17 protein-coding genes are annotated in these 16,209 nt (G+C 36.6%); 11 read left to right on the plus strand and 6 right to left on the minus strand.

Features of this window, described 5'->3' with window-relative positions:
- Window positions 1-93 precede the first annotated feature (93 nt).
- Window positions 94-1,191, minus strand: coding sequence for a tetratricopeptide repeat-containing glycosyltransferase family 2 protein (locus tag BG05_RS25065; protein ID WP_002125963.1), 1,098 nt, complete (start codon window positions 1,189-1,191; stop codon window positions 94-96).
- A gap of 165 nt (window positions 1,192-1,356) precedes the next feature.
- Here BG05_RS25065 and BG05_RS25070 point away from each other — a divergent pair, with 165 nt between their 5' ends.
- The 7 genes from BG05_RS25070 (at window position 1,357) to BG05_RS25100 (ending at window position 8,831) form a co-directional block, all read left to right on the plus strand.
- The gene (locus BG05_RS25070) at window positions 1,357-2,217 is read left to right on the plus strand and encodes a BclA C-terminal domain-containing protein (protein ID WP_041868017.1); all 861 of its coding nucleotides are present in this window, start codon (window positions 1,357-1,359) and stop codon (window positions 2,215-2,217) included.
- A 123-nt stretch (window positions 2,218-2,340) separates the two neighbouring features.
- A complete protein-coding gene (locus BG05_RS25075; protein ID WP_002186420.1) occupies window positions 2,341-3,186 on the plus strand; it encodes a TylF/MycF family methyltransferase in 846 nt (281 codons plus the stop codon).
- Window positions 3,187-3,410: 224 nt separating this feature from the next.
- Window positions 3,411-4,169, plus strand: a complete 759-nt coding sequence (locus tag BG05_RS25080) for a class I SAM-dependent methyltransferase (RefSeq protein WP_002030399.1) — start codon at window positions 3,411-3,413, stop codon at window positions 4,167-4,169.
- Window positions 4,170-4,175: 6 nt separating this feature from the next.
- Entirely contained in the window at window positions 4,176-5,102 is a 927-nt protein-coding gene (locus BG05_RS25085; RefSeq protein ID WP_002011371.1) for a glycosyltransferase family 2 protein, read from the plus strand.
- A 130-nt stretch (window positions 5,103-5,232) separates the two neighbouring features.
- The gene (locus tag BG05_RS25090) at window positions 5,233-6,393 is read left to right on the plus strand and encodes an FtsW/RodA/SpoVE family cell cycle protein (protein ID WP_002030401.1); all 1,161 of its coding nucleotides are present in this window, start codon (window positions 5,233-5,235) and stop codon (window positions 6,391-6,393) included.
- A 79-nt stretch (window positions 6,394-6,472) separates the two neighbouring features.
- Window positions 6,473-7,213 (plus strand): bis(5'-nucleosyl)-tetraphosphatase PrpE, encoded by a 741-nt coding sequence (gene prpE / locus BG05_RS25095; protein ID WP_002125956.1) that lies wholly within the window; start codon window positions 6,473-6,475, stop codon window positions 7,211-7,213.
- Between the two features lie 223 nt (window positions 7,214-7,436).
- On the plus strand, window positions 7,437-8,831 hold the full coding sequence (locus BG05_RS25100; protein WP_003187978.1) for a peptidase G2 autoproteolytic cleavage domain-containing protein: 1,395 nt from the start codon (window positions 7,437-7,439) through the stop codon (window positions 8,829-8,831).
- A gap of 45 nt (window positions 8,832-8,876) precedes the next feature.
- Here the strand turns inward: BG05_RS25100 and BG05_RS25105 are convergent, their stop codons facing one another.
- Genes BG05_RS25105 through BG05_RS25120 form a run of 4 tightly spaced genes read right to left on the minus strand, consistent with a single transcriptional unit; the run spans window position 8,877 to window position 11,642 of the window.
- Entirely contained in the window at window positions 8,877-9,770 is an 894-nt protein-coding gene (locus BG05_RS25105; protein WP_002125954.1) for an RluA family pseudouridine synthase, read from the minus strand.
- Between the two features lie 15 nt (window positions 9,771-9,785).
- Entirely contained in the window at window positions 9,786-10,583 is a 798-nt protein-coding gene (locus tag BG05_RS25110; protein ID WP_002011365.1) for an NAD kinase, read from the minus strand.
- 18 nt (window positions 10,584-10,601) lie between these two features.
- Window positions 10,602-11,240: a GTP diphosphokinase gene (gene yjbM, locus BG05_RS25115; protein WP_002125951.1), complete on the minus strand. Its 639-nt coding sequence runs from the start codon at window positions 11,238-11,240 to the stop codon at window positions 10,602-10,604.
- 30 nt (window positions 11,241-11,270) lie between these two features.
- Window positions 11,271-11,642, minus strand: coding sequence for a UPF0738 family protein (locus BG05_RS25120; RefSeq protein WP_002011362.1), 372 nt, complete (start codon window positions 11,640-11,642; stop codon window positions 11,271-11,273).
- A gap of 144 nt (window positions 11,643-11,786) precedes the next feature.
- On the opposite strand from BG05_RS25120, the gene BG05_RS25125 reads away from it, so the two are divergent.
- The 4 genes from BG05_RS25125 (at window position 11,787) to BG05_RS31220 (ending at window position 14,245) form a co-directional block, all read left to right on the plus strand.
- Entirely contained in the window at window positions 11,787-12,365 is a 579-nt protein-coding gene (locus tag BG05_RS25125) for a CYTH domain-containing protein (RefSeq protein WP_002011360.1), read from the plus strand.
- A 185-nt stretch (window positions 12,366-12,550) separates the two neighbouring features.
- A complete protein-coding gene (locus BG05_RS25130) occupies window positions 12,551-12,949 on the plus strand; it encodes a globin domain-containing protein (protein WP_000043388.1) in 399 nt (132 codons plus the stop codon).
- The gene (locus BG05_RS25135; RefSeq protein ID WP_002125944.1) at window positions 12,949-13,842 is read left to right on the plus strand and encodes a ClpXP adapter SpxH family protein; all 894 of its coding nucleotides are present in this window, start codon (window positions 12,949-12,951) and stop codon (window positions 13,840-13,842) included. The genes BG05_RS25130 and BG05_RS25135 overlap by 1 nt, the downstream gene beginning before the upstream one ends.
- 229 nt (window positions 13,843-14,071) lie before the next feature.
- Entirely contained in the window at window positions 14,072-14,245 is a 174-nt protein-coding gene (locus tag BG05_RS31220; protein ID WP_000748141.1) for a hypothetical protein, read from the plus strand.
- Window positions 14,246-14,377: 132 nt separating this feature from the next.
- Here the strand turns inward: BG05_RS31220 and pepF are convergent, their stop codons facing one another.
- Complete coding sequence (pepF, locus tag BG05_RS25140; protein WP_002134970.1) at window positions 14,378-16,204, minus strand: oligoendopeptidase F; 1,827 nt, start codon at window positions 16,202-16,204, stop codon at window positions 14,378-14,380.
- Between the last annotated feature and the right edge of the window lie 5 nt (window positions 16,205-16,209).

A 16,209-nucleotide genomic window follows, 5' to 3' on the forward strand; every position in this document is an offset into this window, starting at 1 on the left:
CCATCTCTATTGGTTGCATTACCGATAATCTAATATATAGCCATTCTACTATCATTAGAATAGCGACAAGTCATTTCCTAAAAATAGAACAAATTACATTTTATATTGTTTATCATAGATGCCTCTAAAATATTTACGGTTATATTCAATCGCAGCATTATTCGGAACATAAGAAGCTGCCAATTCATTATAATAATAAGCTTTATCTTGATCTCCTAATCTGCTATAACAAATACACATTTGTAAATATGGAATCCACGTATAACTAGCCGGACTGTGAAAAGGACTATCCTCTGCTAGCGGCACTTCAGTTGCTAGCTTAAACCAAAATATCGCTTCATTATACTTTTGTTGTTCCATATATATATATCCTATTCTTGTACAATTCTCTCCTCTAGGAATACCATAACGAAACGACTTCGTACAAGTTTCAACTGCCTTCTCCCAGTCTCCTAACTTCGCATAACAATCTCCTAACTTACCACATGCATAAATTTTCTCTTCATGCCATCCTTCCTCTTGATTAAGAAATGTTTCATACAGAAGAACCGCATCGTCGTATTTTTGATTATCCATAGATTCATTACCGTAATAAAATAAATCTCTCGGGCTTAATTCTTCTCCAGCTGCTACAGCATTTTGAAAAATTTTCAAATTACGATTCGTTATTTCTTTTTCTTTCTTATGTGTAATGGCGACATTACTATTGTAAATCTCACCAGAAACAGCTAAATACTCATGCACCTTTCCAAACCATTGAAATTGTTTTTCACGCTTTACAAGTCGATATCTTCTTGTGCAATATAAAGGTTTCCCATTAGAATCCATTACAAGATAATAAGGCATAGAAACAGCGTCAACTTTACCATCTAACTCTCGTTTTAATGTTTTCAGTGATTCTTGAGCTTCCTCTAATAACACATCATCAGCATCTAACCATAATATATATTCTTGCGTTGCTTTTGAAAACGCAAAATTTCTAGCTGCCGCAAAATCATCAACCCACGGAAAATCGTGTATGTTAGAAGTGTATTTTGCTACAATTTCCTTCGTTCGATCAGTGGATCCTGTATCAACTACAATAATTTCATCAACAATTTTTTCTACCGCGTCCAAACATCGATCTATTGTATTTTCCTCATCGCGAACAATCATACATAGACTAATTGTAATTCCTTGCTTGTTCAACATAATCACCCTCTTCCAACTCAATCATATGTTATACATACAATAAACTTTCCATTTTTTTAACTTGTTCAAGCTATTTAAGATTTCTTTTTAATAATTCAAATGTCCGTGTCATTTTCTTGTGATTTTGCATCTACTATATAATGAAAGCTTTATGGAGGTGAATTTATGTCAAATAATAATTATTCAGATGGCTTAAATCCTGATGAATTCTTATCAGCTAGTGCATTTGATCCTAATCTTGTAGGTCCAACTTTACCACCAATACCACCGTTTACACTTCCAACCGGGCCGACTGGACCTACTGGGCCGACTGGACCTACTGGACCTACCGTACCTACTGGGCCGACTGGACCTACTGGGCCGACTGGGCCGACTGGAGACACTGGTACAACTGGCGCAACTGGACCTATCGGGCCGACTGGAGACACTGGCGCAACTGGACCTATCGGGCCGACTGGAGACACTGGCGCAACTGGACCTACTGGGCCGACTGGAGACACTGGTGCAACTGGACCTACTGGGCCGACTGGAGACACTGGCGCAACTGGACCTACTGGGCCGACTGGAGACACTGGCGCAACTGGACCTACCGGGCCTACTGGGCCTACTGGGCCATCTGGATTAGGACTTCCAGCAGGATTGTATGCATTTAACTCTGCTACAGTTTCTTTAGCTCTTGGAATTAATGATCCTGTACCGTTTAACACGGTTGGATCTCAGTTTGGTACAGCAATTTCTCAATTAGACGCTGATACTTTCATCATAAGTGAAACTGGATTCTATAAAATTACTGTTATCGCATATACTGCAGCAGTAAGTATATTAGGTAGCCTTGCAATTCAAGTGAACGGCGTTAATGTACCTGGCGCTGGAACAAGTTTAATCTCACTTGGAGCGCCTCTCGTTATCCAGGCAATTACACAAATTACAATAACGCCATCAATGGTTGAAGCTGTCGTTACAGGACTTGGATTATCTCTAGCTCTTGGTACAAGTGCATCCATTATTATTGAAAAAATCGCTTAATTTTTTTACTTAGCAGTAAAACTGATATCAGTTTTACTGCTTTTTCAATTATGAATTCAAGCATGAAACTTTCACTATCTACATAATCATATTGTTGTATGACATTTTGCAGGAGGCACAAATATGGAAAATAAATTTGCTGTTCAGCTTTATCTCGAGTTGTTAAAGAAAACAATTTTATTTGAAATATGGCTAGAGTATGAGCCATACTTACCTGCTTCATTACATATTTCTAAGGAACTTCCATATGAACCAGTTACCGTACCACTTCCTTTATTCATTAAGCAATATGCTGAAAACCATAACTTGAAAATTGTGAAACCAGATGTTTTAAAAAGTGAACGTCAAGATGGGATGGATTGGCCAAGAGCAGCACACAGTATGATCGGCCGAGAACGAATGAATCAATTACATGAAGCACTAGAAACAGTTGTCCGTGAAAATATAGAAGGTGATTTTATTGAAACAGGTGTGTGGCGCGGGGGATCGTGCATTTTTATGAATGGTTTTTTACAGGCAAATAACATTACTGATCGTAATGTGTGGGTTGCAGATTCATTTGAAGGTTTGCCAACACCGAATTTAGAACACTATCCGAAAGATTACGGAGATTATTTACACTCTTTCGATTACTTACGCGTTTCTTTAGAACAAGTACAAGAGAATTTTAGAAAATATGATTTATTAAATGATCAAGTAAAATTTTTAAAAGGCTGGTTTAAAGATACTTTACCAACAGCACCAATAGAAAAAATCGCAATTGCACGCCTTGACGGTGATATGTATGAATCCACAATGGATGGTCTCGTGAACTTATACGATAAAGTTTCTAAGGGTGGCTATATTATTATTGATGACTATGGACTACCAGCTTGCGCAGAGGCCGTGACAGACTTTAGAAATCAAAGAAACTTAAAAGCTCCTATTACTAAAATTGATGTATTCGGGGTTTATTGGCGAAAAGAATAGGGCGAAACTTTATTCAGTTAGGGTTTCTCCATCTCACACTAATTATTAGCCTTCGCCGATAGCATGATAAATAAAAACAAAAGCTCCCATTACTATTTCCAGTTGTTCTAGGGAGCTTTTTACATATCGCAACAGTTCTAATATCGTTTCCCCTCCCACTATAAAATGTTAGCTGCATGTTAAAAATGTTGGTTCCCTATTTACTACAAGGAAGGAGTGAAATTATGAGCGAGCTTGAAAAAAAAATCGCATTAATCCCACCTCCCGAACTCGTCCAATATGTAGGTGGCGACTTTCAAAAGGTTGGAAAAGAATTCATAAAGCATTTTATTCAAATTGGTAGTTTAAAATCCAATGAAACAGTGTTAGATGTAGGTTGTGGTGTCGGTCGAATGGCGGTTCCATTAATGAATTACTTAGGTGATGATGGAGCTTATTATGGATTTGATTTATTTAAAGATGGCATTACATGGTGCAAAAATAATATTTCAACTGCCCGTAGCAATTTCCATTTTGAACACGTTGATATATATAATCAATTCTACAACCCAGAAGGAAAAGAAGATGCTTCTCAATACAAATTTCCATATGAAGACGATTCATTCGATTTTATTTTTTTAACTTCTGTATTTACCCATCTCCTTCCGAAAGAATTAGAACATTACGTATCTGAGATTGTACGTGTTCTAAAAAAAGATGGGAGATGTTTTATTACCTTCTTTCTCATTAACCCTGAATCATCCTATTACTTAAATTCTGGGCTAAGTACATTAGGTTTTTATCATCAAATTGAAAATTGTTATGTTGTGAATAAAGATATTCCTAATTTCGCAGTTGCCTATCCTGAAGAAGATATCCGCACCTTATTAAATAAACATGGCTTAGAGGTAATTAATAAACCGCATTATGGTTTATGGTGCGGCAGAAATGAATATACAAGTTATCAAGATATCGTTCTTACAAAAAAAGCTTCTGAAAGGTAGTTTCGTATGAATAATAAAAAAAAGTCACCTCTCGTTTCCATCCTTATTCCCACTTATAATCGACCACATTATTTCAAAATTGCTCTAGAAAGTGCATTGGCACAAACTTATCCAAACATTGAAATTATTATAGGAGACGATAGTACAAATGATGAAACAGAAATCTTAATAAATGAACAGTATTTACCTAATTATAAAAACATAACATACATTCGAAATACCACTACTTTAGGACAATTTCATAACGATCTTATGCTCTTAGAGAAATCTAATGGGGAGTATATAAATTTTTTAATGGACGATGATGTGTTTTATAATCATAAAATACAAAAAATGATGGCTTATTTTGAGCAAGACACAAATAAAAATCTCGTTCTTATAACTTCTTATCGAGTACGTATTGATGATCACGGGAATTTAATTGGAGATGCTCATCCAACACAAAGATTATATAGCGAAGACATTCAATTAAACGGAATATTTTTAGGCGACTGGATGTTAAAAGGTGGACATAACATTATCGGTGAGCCTACAACTATTCTGTTTAGAAAACAGTTACTCACTGAACCTTTCGGCACGCTAAAAGGAAGGCACTATTCTTGTAGTGTCGATATGGCATCATGGATTTCCTTACTTTCTAAAGGAGACGCAGTATACATATCCGAACCTTTAAGCCAATTTCGCTACCATACTGGGCAACAAATACACAGCAAGCTCCTTGAAGGATCTGAGGATTTTACGCACCTCGTTATAACTTCAAAAGAATACGGATTTTTACAAGATAATACAGATTATAGACTAGGTCTAATTAGCGCTTATAAATGGTGTAAAGGTTCCTTAGAATATTATAGCCAGCTACCAAACCTCATTCCAGATGCACATGTACGTCTTTCCCATTGTTTGGACATAATTATAAAAGAGCTACATCATTAGTCTATTCTGCGAAAATAAAATGTGTGAGCTTTACGTGAATAATGCGTATAGTTCATACATTCTTTTTAAACTATGTGATGCACCAACTAAAACCCACTAATATAGAGAGCAGTAGAAAGGAATTCATACAGTGAAAGATCCGAACACTCAATATCAAATAGACTACATATTAATATTCATTTTATTTGCCATTGGGATTGTTAGCTGCTTTGCTATCGCAAGTGCACAAGCTTCTTTACCACCATTTTTACAAAACGTAAATTTTGTATTAAAACAAATCCAATGGTATGCCATTGGATTTATCGCCATTGGTGTTATTATGGTTATTGATTTCGATCGCTATAAACAAATTGCTTGGTATTTATATAGCTTTGCACTCATACTTCTAATTGGCCTAGAACTTCAAGTTCCTGGCGCCGTTACAATTAAAGGGGCTACCGCATGGTACAGACTTCCAGGCATCGGAAACTTTCAGCCTTCTGAAATTATGAAATTATTTTTGATTATCGTCGTTGGACGAATTATAGCGAATCATAATGAAAAATACCTTTTTCGGACAACTCGTGAAGATTTCATTTTACTTTTAAAAATATTTGCAGCTAGTTTACCTCCACTACTTCTAATCGCAAAAGAACCTGATTTAGGAAACACAATGGTCATTTCAGCGATGCTTGCAACAATGGTTTTAGTTTCTGGTATACGTTGGCGCTTTATCCTCGGATTAACCTCCGGTATTTTCGCCATAGGCTCTACCTTAACATATATTTATTTCACGCATACAGAGTTCTTTAAAGAGCACATTCTAAAAGAATATCAATTAAATCGCTTCTATGGTTGGCTTGCACCTTATGAATATGACGCACAAGGATATCAATTAAGACAAGCATTTTTAGCTACTGGATCAGGAGAGATGCAAGGAAAAGGATGGGAAAATAGACAAGTATATTTTCCAGAGCCACATACAGATTTTATTTTTACAAATATCGCTGAACAATTCGGTTTTTTAGGAGCAAGTGTTATTATTTCATTTTTTTTCTTACTCATTTACCGAATGATCCATATCGCTTTAGAAAGCAATGAACCTTTCGGTAGTTATATTTGCGCTGGTACAATTGGAATGTTTACGTTCCAAGTATTCCAAAATATTGGGATGACAATTGGTTTACTCCCTATTACAGGAATAACGTTACCGCTTATGAGCTACGGCGGGAGTTCACTGCTCACATATATGGTTGCTATTGGATTTATTTTAAACGTACGCTCAAGAACTAAAATCTTTATGTTTAAATGAACCATATCGAAAAACGGTATGGTTTTTTTCTATGTCCATTTTAGATATACTAATGAAAAAATGAGCTGGAGGTTTAAATATGAAATATGACATTATAGGTGATATTCACGGATGCTTCCAAGAGTTTCAAGATTTAACAACGAAACTAGGGTATAGCTGGGATAGTGGTATCCCAATTCATAACGCAAAACGAAGGCTTGCATTCGTTGGTGATATTACAGACCGAGGTCCTCATTCATTACGGATGATTGAAATTGTATGGGAGCTCGTAATAAATAGAAAAGATGCTTATTATGCTCCAGGGAATCACTGTAATAAACTGTATCGTTTCTTCCTTGGACGTAATGTTACAATCGCCCATGGGCTCGAAACAACTGTTGCAGAATATGAGGCATTGCCTTCTAATAAGCAACAAATAATAAAAGAAAAATTCATTACTCTTTACGAACAATCACCGCTATATCACATACTGGATGAAAAAAAATTAACCGTCTGTCACGCTGGTATTCGGCAAGATTACATAGGAAGACAAGATAAAAAAGTAGAAACCTTTGTATTATATGGTGATATTACAGGCGAAAAACACCCTGACGGCTCACCTGTCCGCCAAGATTGGGCGAAAGAGTATAAGGGTGAAACATGGATTGTTTATGGACATACACCTGTCAATGAACCTCGCTTTGTGAATCATACAGTCAATATTGATACTGGTGCTGTATTTGGTGGTAAACTAACTGGACTACGTTACCCTGAGTTGGAGACCGTTTCTGTCCCTTCTTCCCTACCTTTTGTCCCTGAAAAGTTCCGCCCAATTTCATAAAGTGAAACTTTAATCAGTGGGGGTTTTGTTCATCCCCCACTGATTATTAGCCCGCACCAATCGGGATAAATACCTCTACTTAATACAATTCACGATTTGCAGAGGATCATGGTGTTTTCTAGACATATTCCTCACTAAAACTAGATAAAGCAATTAAAAAAAGATGCAATAAAGTGCATCTTTTTTTAATTGCACGGCATATACTGTCGCAGGAGGTGACGGAATGAAGAAAAAATCTTCTAAACAAAAAAGAAAATTCCACCCTTTATATCATCCCATGTATGGAATTAACAACTGGTGCAGTATTCGAGCGGCAGCTATAGAAGAAATAGAAGAACAAGAGTCATCAAAAAAAAGCAAACCGAGAGAAAAATATATCTCTTTAGAAAATGCTGTTATGAGGCGAATTATAGATAGCAGGAAAATAAAAGCAAAACAAAAAAAGAAGCTCGCTTCTAATAATGATGAACCTGTGCTTAATTCGGAAAAGATACAAAAAAATATAGAAGAAAACATTCCTGCAGCAATAAAGGAAAAAGTACAACCAGAAATTCCAGCTACTATTATAAATCAAGTAAAAAAAATAAAAGAAGCATTAATCTCGGGCAACGATGTACAAATAGAAAGATCCGCCCCTATTCAGGCTCCTGTACCTACACCTATAAAAAAAGAAAATAACAAAGGAGCTCGTCACGCATATAAAGAAGGACTTCACTCTAAAGCTGATGGAATCGCTTCACATGCAGAAGGGCTTCTTACACATGCAACGGGTCCCTTTTCTCATGCAGAAGGGACAAAAACAAAGGCAACTGGACATAGTTCGCATAGCGAAGGAAGTGAAACGACAGCAGGCGGCTCTTATTCTCATGCAGAAGGAAAACATGCAATTGCTTTGGGCGAAGCAGCACATGCAGAAGGAACCGCAACTATCGCTAACGGATTCTCATCTCATGCGGAAGGAAATCATACATCAACAGCTAATTTTGCAGGCAGCCATATTATGGGGAAATTTGGTACAGCAGAAGAAGCTTATTCCTGGTTTATCGCAAATGGGACAAATGACACTGATTATAATATAGGTGCCAAATGGCTTGCCCATAACGGAGAAATGTATATCGATGGTGCTTCTTACAATGCAGGTGGTACTGATTTTGCACAAATGTTTGAGGCAGCAGATCATAGCCCTATTGATATCGGCTATTTCATTACATTTAGTAGCGAAGAAAAAATTCGAAAAGCTACTTCAAATGATACATTCATATTAGGCATATCCAGCGCTACGCCTGCTCTCATAGGAAATAGCGGTGCTTTAAGTTGGCAAAAACGCTATAAAACAGATAGCTTCGGAAAACGTCAATATACGCGTACGGATACGCAAGAAATACGACCTCTTTTAAATACAGAATGGGATCCAGCTTGTAAGTATATATCAAGAAGAGACCGTACTGAGTGGCTTCCTGTCGGATTAATTGGACAAATGTTAGTACGTGATGACGGCACTTGCGAAACACACGGATATTGTCGTCCGAATGATGACGGCATTGCCACGAAAGCTGAAAGTGGCTTTTTCGTTATAAAACGTACTGGTGAAAATCAAATTTTAATATTATTTCGCTAAAAAAAGGGAACAAAATTCTTTTTATGATAAGAATTTTGTTCCCTTTTAATTGTTATGTAGAGCGTATTGCATATCCTCTGGGATACTTACGGTAAAAGTCATTCCCTTTTCTAAAATAGGATGATAAAACGTCAAAGATGTACTATGCAGCGCTTGACGTTTTATCACATCTCTTCGGCCACCGTATAGATCATCCCCAAGTAGCGGATTTCCTATATATGCCATATGTACACGAATTTGATGTGTTCTTCCCGTCTCGAGCTCAAGCGCTACATGCGTCTTATCGGAAGAACTCTCCATCACTCTAAAATGAGTAACAGCTCTTTGACCATCTTCACAGACAGTTCGCTCGATAATACTATCCGCTTTTCGTCCGATTGGCGCGTCAATCGTTCCTACTTCTTCTAAAATAGTCCCATGAACGATTGCCTCATACGTTCGTTTCACCCCTTTTTGTTGATGCTGCTTCGATAAAAGGTGGTGAACGAATCTATTTTTCGCAATTAACATAAGCCCTGAAGTATCACGGTCTAACCTCGTCACAATGTGCACCGTACTTGCAAGATTTTGTTTATCATAATGATATAAAAGAGCGTTTGCAATACTTCCTGACGGGTGCTCCCTAGACGGAATCGTCGACATATTTGCTTCTTTATTTATAACAAGAACCGCATCATCTTCATATACGATACATAAAGGGATATCTTCCACTTCCATCCCTTCACTTCTTTCCTCCACTGGAAAAAAGATTTGTAACTCTTCACCAGCTTGTAACTTGTGACGAACACTTGTGTGTTGACCGTTTACTTCAATTGCTCCCCCGCGGAACTTTATATCCGTTAAAGCAGCTTTCGAAATCCCTTTTGTTTTCAAAAATTCTCTAACTAAAGTTCCCTCTTCAGCCAGCCCTATATCCCATTTCAATGTAAATCTGTTCAAATATATAAACCCTCTCTATTTATCTGCAACAAACGAGTCACGAACACGTTTCCAGAATGGGAACGGACGGAAACGAACAAATCGTACTTTCTCGTTTGCAACGCGATACTGAATTGATTTCACATCTTGATGAACCATCGTCAAATGATCCACGGTAATTTGCATGTTCATTCCTGCAGCCGGCTTTAAAACGCATGTATGATGCTTCGGCAGTACGAGCGGCGAACCTACCGTACGAAATACACGATTGTTGATAGATGCCATTTCTGCAATTTGAATCGCTTCAATAGAAGGGTGAATAATTGCTCCGCCAAGCGCCTTATTATACGCGGTACTTCCTGAAGGAGTAGAAATACAAAGACCATCTCCGCGAAACGTTTCGAAATACTCTCCGCGTATTTCCACTTCTGTTACTAATGTACCTTCTGCACTTTTTACAGTCGCTTCATTCATCGCCAAATACTGCGACTCTTTACTACCATTCACATAGCGAATAATCACTTCTAAAAGTGGATATTCAACCACTTGGAACGGTGTTTTAGCGATTGCAATCACCAACTTCTCTACTTCCGTCGGTAACCAATCTGCATAGAAACCTAAATGCCCTGTATGTACACCAACAAATGCGGTTTCATCTAATCGATTATAGTAACGATGGAATGCATATAAAAGCGTTCCATCTCCCCCAACAGAAATTACAATATCAGGTTCCTTTTCATCCATTGTAAACCCAAAATCTAACAAGTATTCTTTCATCGTACTTGCTAGTGTATCTGATGATTGATCTCCCTTTGACATAATTGTAAATTTCATCGCCCAACACCCTTTAGTTTATGATTCAGAATCTTTCGTTTCCTGCTTTCGTGAAAAGACCTTTTGCGCTTCTTGAATTTCAAGACGAATGGAAGACATTTCTTCATCTAATAAAAACGCCGCTTCCGCTGCACGTTGTAAGCGTATTTTAATATCTTCAGGAAAACGTCCACTATATTTGTAATTTAAAGAATGCTCAATCGTTGCCCAAAAATTCATTGCTAACGTGCGAATTTGAATTTCAACTAACACTTTTTTCTCCCCCTGTATCGTTTGAACAGGATAACTAATGACAACGTGGTAAGAGCGATAGCCGCTATCTTTCTTTTGCGTTACATAATCACGTTCTTCTACAATGTCAAAATCATTTCGTTTTCGAAGATATTCTACAACAGGCTTAATCTCATCTACGAATTGACACATCATTCGAAGGCCCGCGATGTCCTGCATATCTTCTCTAATTCGGTCTAGCGGTACATTTCTCTTCTCCGCTTTATCAATAATACTTGCAACCGACTTTACCCTTCCTGTTACAAACTCAATTGGAGAATGCTCCGTTAACATTGCAAATTGAGTACGCATTCCTTTTAGTTTCACTTTCAGCTCCGCCACCGCTTGGTGATACGGTGCTAAAAATTCTTCCCAATTACGATTCATTTCAACCACCACCAAAATCAATCCATTTGCTTATAGAAACACTTTTTCTACAGCAGTTACTAGTTCTTCTCCGTAATTTGCATTACCTTCAATATTTTCAACTAAATATTCTACTTCTTCTTTTAATCCTTCTAATTCTATTTCAACATCATTCACGCGAATAAACATCGCTGTATCTTTATTCATCGCTTCATGCATTGCTTCCCAGCATGTATGCGGAATACTTACATAAATGAAAGATGATTCATTTTCTAAGATATATAAAAATGATAAATTGTCTGAGTCTACAAGTACGTGATTACGCGCACTTAACTCCTTTACCTCTATTTCAGTATTTTCCGCACAAAAAATAAGCGCATTCTCTCTCGTTTCTACGCTCTTAACTTGAATTTTATTTTGCATACTCGAACTCCTCCATCTCAACTTCCTGTCTTACTTAACAGTATTATTGTATCATAACATGGACGCAAACAAATAAAACATTGAACCAAATTTGCGAAAAAGCGATAATGTGGAAAGAATTATTTTTCAAAAGGAGCGCATACAATGACACAAGAAATTGAAATTGAATTTAAAAATATGGTTACAGAGGAAGAATTCCAAACATTATGCAAATCTTTTTCTATTGAAGCATTTACAAAACAAGTAAATCACTACTTTGAAACGCCTCACTTCTCTTTAAAAGATGCAGGCTCTGCACTTCGTATTCGTCATAAAGATGGAACTTATACATTAACATTAAAACAACCTGCTGAAATTGGTTTATTAGAAACTCATCAGTCTATAACAGAAAAAGAAGCACAACTTATGATGGAAACAAACACAATCATTCAAGGAACTGTAATGGGTCAGCTACACCAATTACAAATTCCCGTTTCCTCTTTAACTTATATGGGTAGTTTAACAACAGAAAGAGCTGAAATATTATTTGAAGGCGGAACGCTTGTCTTTGATCATAGTTTCTATTACAATCACGATGATTATGAAATTGAATACGAAGTGCAAGATGAAAAGACCGGTAAAGCAGCATTTATAAGGTTATTAAAGCAACATAACGTACCAGTTCGTCATACAAACAACAAAGTAAAACGCTTTTTCCTTGCCAAACAAAACGAAGAGCGCTAAAGTAAAATTTCCATCAGTGAAGAAGAGCTGTACTTACGGCTACATTTCACCTTTTTGAAAAGCAAAAGATTTATTAGCAACATATAGAATAAGTAAAGAATGTTATGAAGGCTGTTTAGTTGCTCTTCATAACATTCCATTGCTACAATAGATATACATTTCATGGAAAAAGGGGTTTATAAAGGATGAGCAAGCAACCGATGACACCATTTGAAGCAATCGGCGGTGAACAATGCATTGCAACATTAGTGGATACATTTTATTCCTATGTCAGTGAACACCCTGACTTATCTCCGATCTTCCCGGATGATTTAACAGAAACTGCTAGGAAGCAGAAACAATTTTTAACACAATATTTAGGTGGTCCTAATTTATACACTGAAGAACATGGGCATCCTATGCTAAGAGCACGCCATCTTCCGTTTGAGATTACTCCAAAACGCGCAGAAGCTTGGCTGTCATGTATGGAGCAAGCAATGGATGATACAGGAGTGCACGGTCATATAAGAGAGTTTGTTTTTGAACGTTTAGCATTAACTGCTCAACATATGGTCAATACTCCAAATGAAACAGGTGAAGTGTAATGGATAAGCAGGAAGCAAAGCATATAAATATGCCTTCTCCTTCCACATGCGAGCATAAATCTGTAGAAGCATATTTATTTATTGATCCACTTTGTAAAGATTGCTGGGATATCGAGCCATTTATTATTAAACTATGGCTTGAGTATGGGAAATACTTCTCTATTCGTCATATAGTAACAGGAAAAGTGGACGGGGCAAACGCTTCCTCACACAAATGGAATAAACCTGCTAATATTCGATTTGTGTGGGAAAAGACAACAAGTTTACAAGGTTTTTCATGTGATGGAAAAGTACATATGCAAGAGGCGTCGTCAACACCGTATTTAGTTTCGATGGCAATTAAGGCGGCGGAGTTGCAAGGCCGAAAAGCAGGTTCGAAGTTTTTGCGAAAACTCCAAGAATACATTTTTCTTGAAAATGTATCAAACCCTGACTGTGAATTATTGCTTACATGTGCTAAAGATAGTGGCATTGATGTAGAGGAATTTAAAAAAGACCTACACTCAGTTAGCGCAAAAAAAGCTTTCCAATGCGACCTAAAATTCACAAATGAGATGCATATTACAGAAATACCTTCCCTCCTATTTTTTCATGCAAATTCAGATGAGGAAGGTATTAAAATCACAGGGATTTATTCCTATGATGTATACGTACAGCTATTAAAAGAACTGGTAAAATGCGAAATTGAGCCAGAACCATTACCTCCTTTAGAAGCATTACTAGAAGCAACACAATTTATTTCTTCAAAGGAAATCTCTTTTATATATGACTGCCCTCAGCAAGAAATAGAGCGTGAACTAAAAAAATTACAACTAAAACGAAAAGTACAAATGATTGAAGTGAAGTGCGAGCGTTATTGGAAATGGATAGCAACAGAAAAAGACCTGGTGTAAACACCAGGTCTTTTTCTTTACGGCTTATAAAAATATTAAAGGGGATGGGAGAAATTTTCACGTTCAAACAAAGGGGTATATGTTTGTATGTGAATTCGTTCACGCTTATTATATTACAAGATTCGACGTCAGATGACAACCCCTTTTGTCGAATTTCACATTTTTGTCACATTCTAAACGTTTTCATTCTTGAATAAGCTATAAAAAAAGCAATTTAGGAGGTTTCCTTATGAAAAAATCTCATATTTTTCTTATCTTTCTATGTGTTATTGTTTCTTTTTTCTTGTATATCCTCTCTCTATTACAAGCTTTCCCTAAAATTATTGCCTTTCCTCTTTTATTCGGAGTTATCGTCATCGCTGTCTCTTATTTCAACTATAGAAAACGATTTAAAGGATTTTAATTACAAAAATCAACTGTAAAACTGCCTTCTAATTTAGAAAAAGTAAGGAAATCCTCCTTATTTTATCGACAAATATCGACAAAAACATTTTCAAACAAAAAAGACGAGGATAAAATCCCTCGTCTTTTCTCATTACTTTTCTTCAAATAATAACGCTTCTAATTCATTTAATTTCTCTTCAAATACTTGAAGTGCCTCTTTCACTGGTTCAGGAGATGCCATATCAACTCCTGCTTTTTTCAACACTTCAATTGGATAATCGGAGCTTCCCGCTTTTAAGAATTCGTTAATGTAACGTTCTACTGCTGGTTGCCCTTCTTCTAAAATTTGTTTAGATAACGCAGTCGCTGCACTAAATCCTGTTGCGTATTGATATACGTAATAGTTGTAATAGAAGTGCGGAATACGAGACCATTCTAAACCGATTTCTTTATCGATTACTAAAGCATCCCCGAAATATTTCTTATTTAAATCGTAGTAGATCTCCGTTAACATATCTGGCGTAACCGCATGTCCTTCTTGTACTTTTTTATGAATGATATGCTCGAACTCTGCAAACATTGTTTGACGGAATACAGTACCACGGAATCCTTCTAAATAATGATTTAATAAATATAGACGCTCTTTTTTATCTTCTGTCGTTTTTAATAAATAATCATTTAGAAGCGCTTCATTACAAGTTGATGCTACCTCTGCAACGAAGATTGAATAATCACCGTATACGTGTGGCTGTGTCTTTCTTGTGTAATAACTATGCACCGAATGGCCAAACTCATGAGCAAGTGTATATAAATTATTTACATTATCATGCCAGTTCATTAAAATATACGGATTTGTTCCGTATGCACCAGATGAATATGCTCCGCTTCGTTTGCCTTTATTCTCGTACACATCTACCCAGCGATTTTCATATGCTTCTTTTAAAATTTCAACATATTCATCACCAAGTACGTTTAAAGATTTTAATAACAGGTCTTGCGCTTCTTCATACTTCACATTCATTTTCACTTCTTGTACAAGTGGTGTATATAAATCGTACATATGAAGCTCATCAAGTCCTAGTGCACGCTTACGAATATCAATGTAACGGTGTAATAAATGTAAGTTGTCATTTACCGTTTCAACGAGTTGATCGTATACTGCTTCAGGAATATTATTATTGCTTAATGCTGCTTGGCGAGCAGAGTCATATTTACGAATACGTGCATTGAAATTATTACGTTTCACTGCCCCGCTTAACGTACTTGCAAATGTGTTCTTAAATTTCCCATACGTTTCAAATACAGCTTTGAATGCATCTTCGCGAACACGACGATCATCACTTTCTAAAAACTGAATGTAACGGCCATGTGTTATTTCTACCTCTTCTCCATCCTCACCTTTAATAGATGGGAATTTCAAATCCGCATTATTCAACATACCGAATGTATTACTTGATGCACTCATCACTTCAGATGCTTCTGCTAATAACGCTTCCTCTGCCTCAGATAATACGTGCGGGCGTTGACGTGTAATTTCTTCTAATGCATGCTCATATACACTTAGTTCTCGATTTTCTTGTAAAAATGTTTGCAATGTATCTTCTGAAATAGATAAAATTTCAGGTACGATATACGCTGTGCTACTAGATACTTGTGAGTATAAATTTGTTGCGCGATCATTCAGTGCTTGATACACAGAGTTTGTTGTATCTTGATCGTAACGCATATGTGCATATGTATATAGCTTACCTAATCGCATTGAAATTTCATCTTCATATTGCAATGCCTCAAGCAAATTGTCTGCAGAGTCGCCAAGCTTCCCTTTAAATTCAGTTAACTTTGGCAATAGCTCTTTAATAGCTTGGAATTCTTTTTCCCATTCTGCATCTGTTTGGAAAATATCTTCTAATCGCCATGTGCTTGCTTCTTCAATCTCATTGCGATCTGGTAATGTTTTTGCTTTATTTTGTTCAGACATTCTGT

It is taken from the genome of Bacillus mycoides (assembly GCF_000832605.1).
In the GTDB taxonomy this organism is placed as follows: domain Bacteria; phylum Bacillota; class Bacilli; order Bacillales; family Bacillaceae_G; genus Bacillus_A; species Bacillus_A mycoides.

Excerpts from the sequence above, each read along its gene's own strand:
- pepF (WP_002134970.1), bottom strand. The coding sequence starts at position 16,204 with ATGTCTGAACAAAATAAAGCAAAAACATTACCAGATCGCAATGAGATT.
- BG05_RS25100 (WP_003187978.1), top strand. The coding sequence starts at position 7,437 with ATGAAGAAAAAATCTTCTAAACAAAAAAGAAAATTCCACCCTTTATAT.
- prpE (WP_002125956.1), top strand. The coding sequence starts at position 6,473 with ATGAAATATGACATTATAGGTGATATTCACGGATGCTTCCAAGAGTTT.
- BG05_RS25130 (WP_000043388.1), top strand. The coding sequence starts at position 12,551 with ATGAGCAAGCAACCGATGACACCATTTGAAGCAATCGGCGGTGAACAA.
- BG05_RS25120 (WP_002011362.1), bottom strand. The coding sequence starts at position 11,642 with ATGCAAAATAAAATTCAAGTTAAGAGCGTAGAAACGAGAGAGAATGCG.
- BG05_RS25065 (WP_002125963.1), bottom strand. The coding sequence starts at position 1,191 with ATGTTGAACAAGCAAGGAATTACAATTAGTCTATGTATGATTGTTCGC.
- yjbM (WP_002125951.1), bottom strand. The coding sequence starts at position 11,240 with ATGAATCGTAATTGGGAAGAATTTTTAGCACCGTATCACCAAGCGGTG.
- BG05_RS25110 (WP_002011365.1), bottom strand. The coding sequence starts at position 10,583 with ATGAAATTTACAATTATGTCAAAGGGAGATCAATCATCAGATACACTA.
- BG05_RS25070 (WP_041868017.1), top strand. The coding sequence starts at position 1,357 with ATGTCAAATAATAATTATTCAGATGGCTTAAATCCTGATGAATTCTTA.
- BG05_RS25135 (WP_002125944.1), top strand. The coding sequence starts at position 12,949 with ATGGATAAGCAGGAAGCAAAGCATATAAATATGCCTTCTCCTTCCACA.
- BG05_RS25125 (WP_002011360.1), top strand. The coding sequence starts at position 11,787 with ATGACACAAGAAATTGAAATTGAATTTAAAAATATGGTTACAGAGGAA.
- BG05_RS31220 (WP_000748141.1), top strand. The coding sequence starts at position 14,072 with ATGAAAAAATCTCATATTTTTCTTATCTTTCTATGTGTTATTGTTTCT.
- BG05_RS25085 (WP_002011371.1), top strand. The coding sequence starts at position 4,176 with ATGAATAATAAAAAAAAGTCACCTCTCGTTTCCATCCTTATTCCCACT.
- BG05_RS25075 (WP_002186420.1), top strand. The coding sequence starts at position 2,341 with ATGGAAAATAAATTTGCTGTTCAGCTTTATCTCGAGTTGTTAAAGAAA.
- BG05_RS25080 (WP_002030399.1), top strand. The coding sequence starts at position 3,411 with ATGAGCGAGCTTGAAAAAAAAATCGCATTAATCCCACCTCCCGAACTC.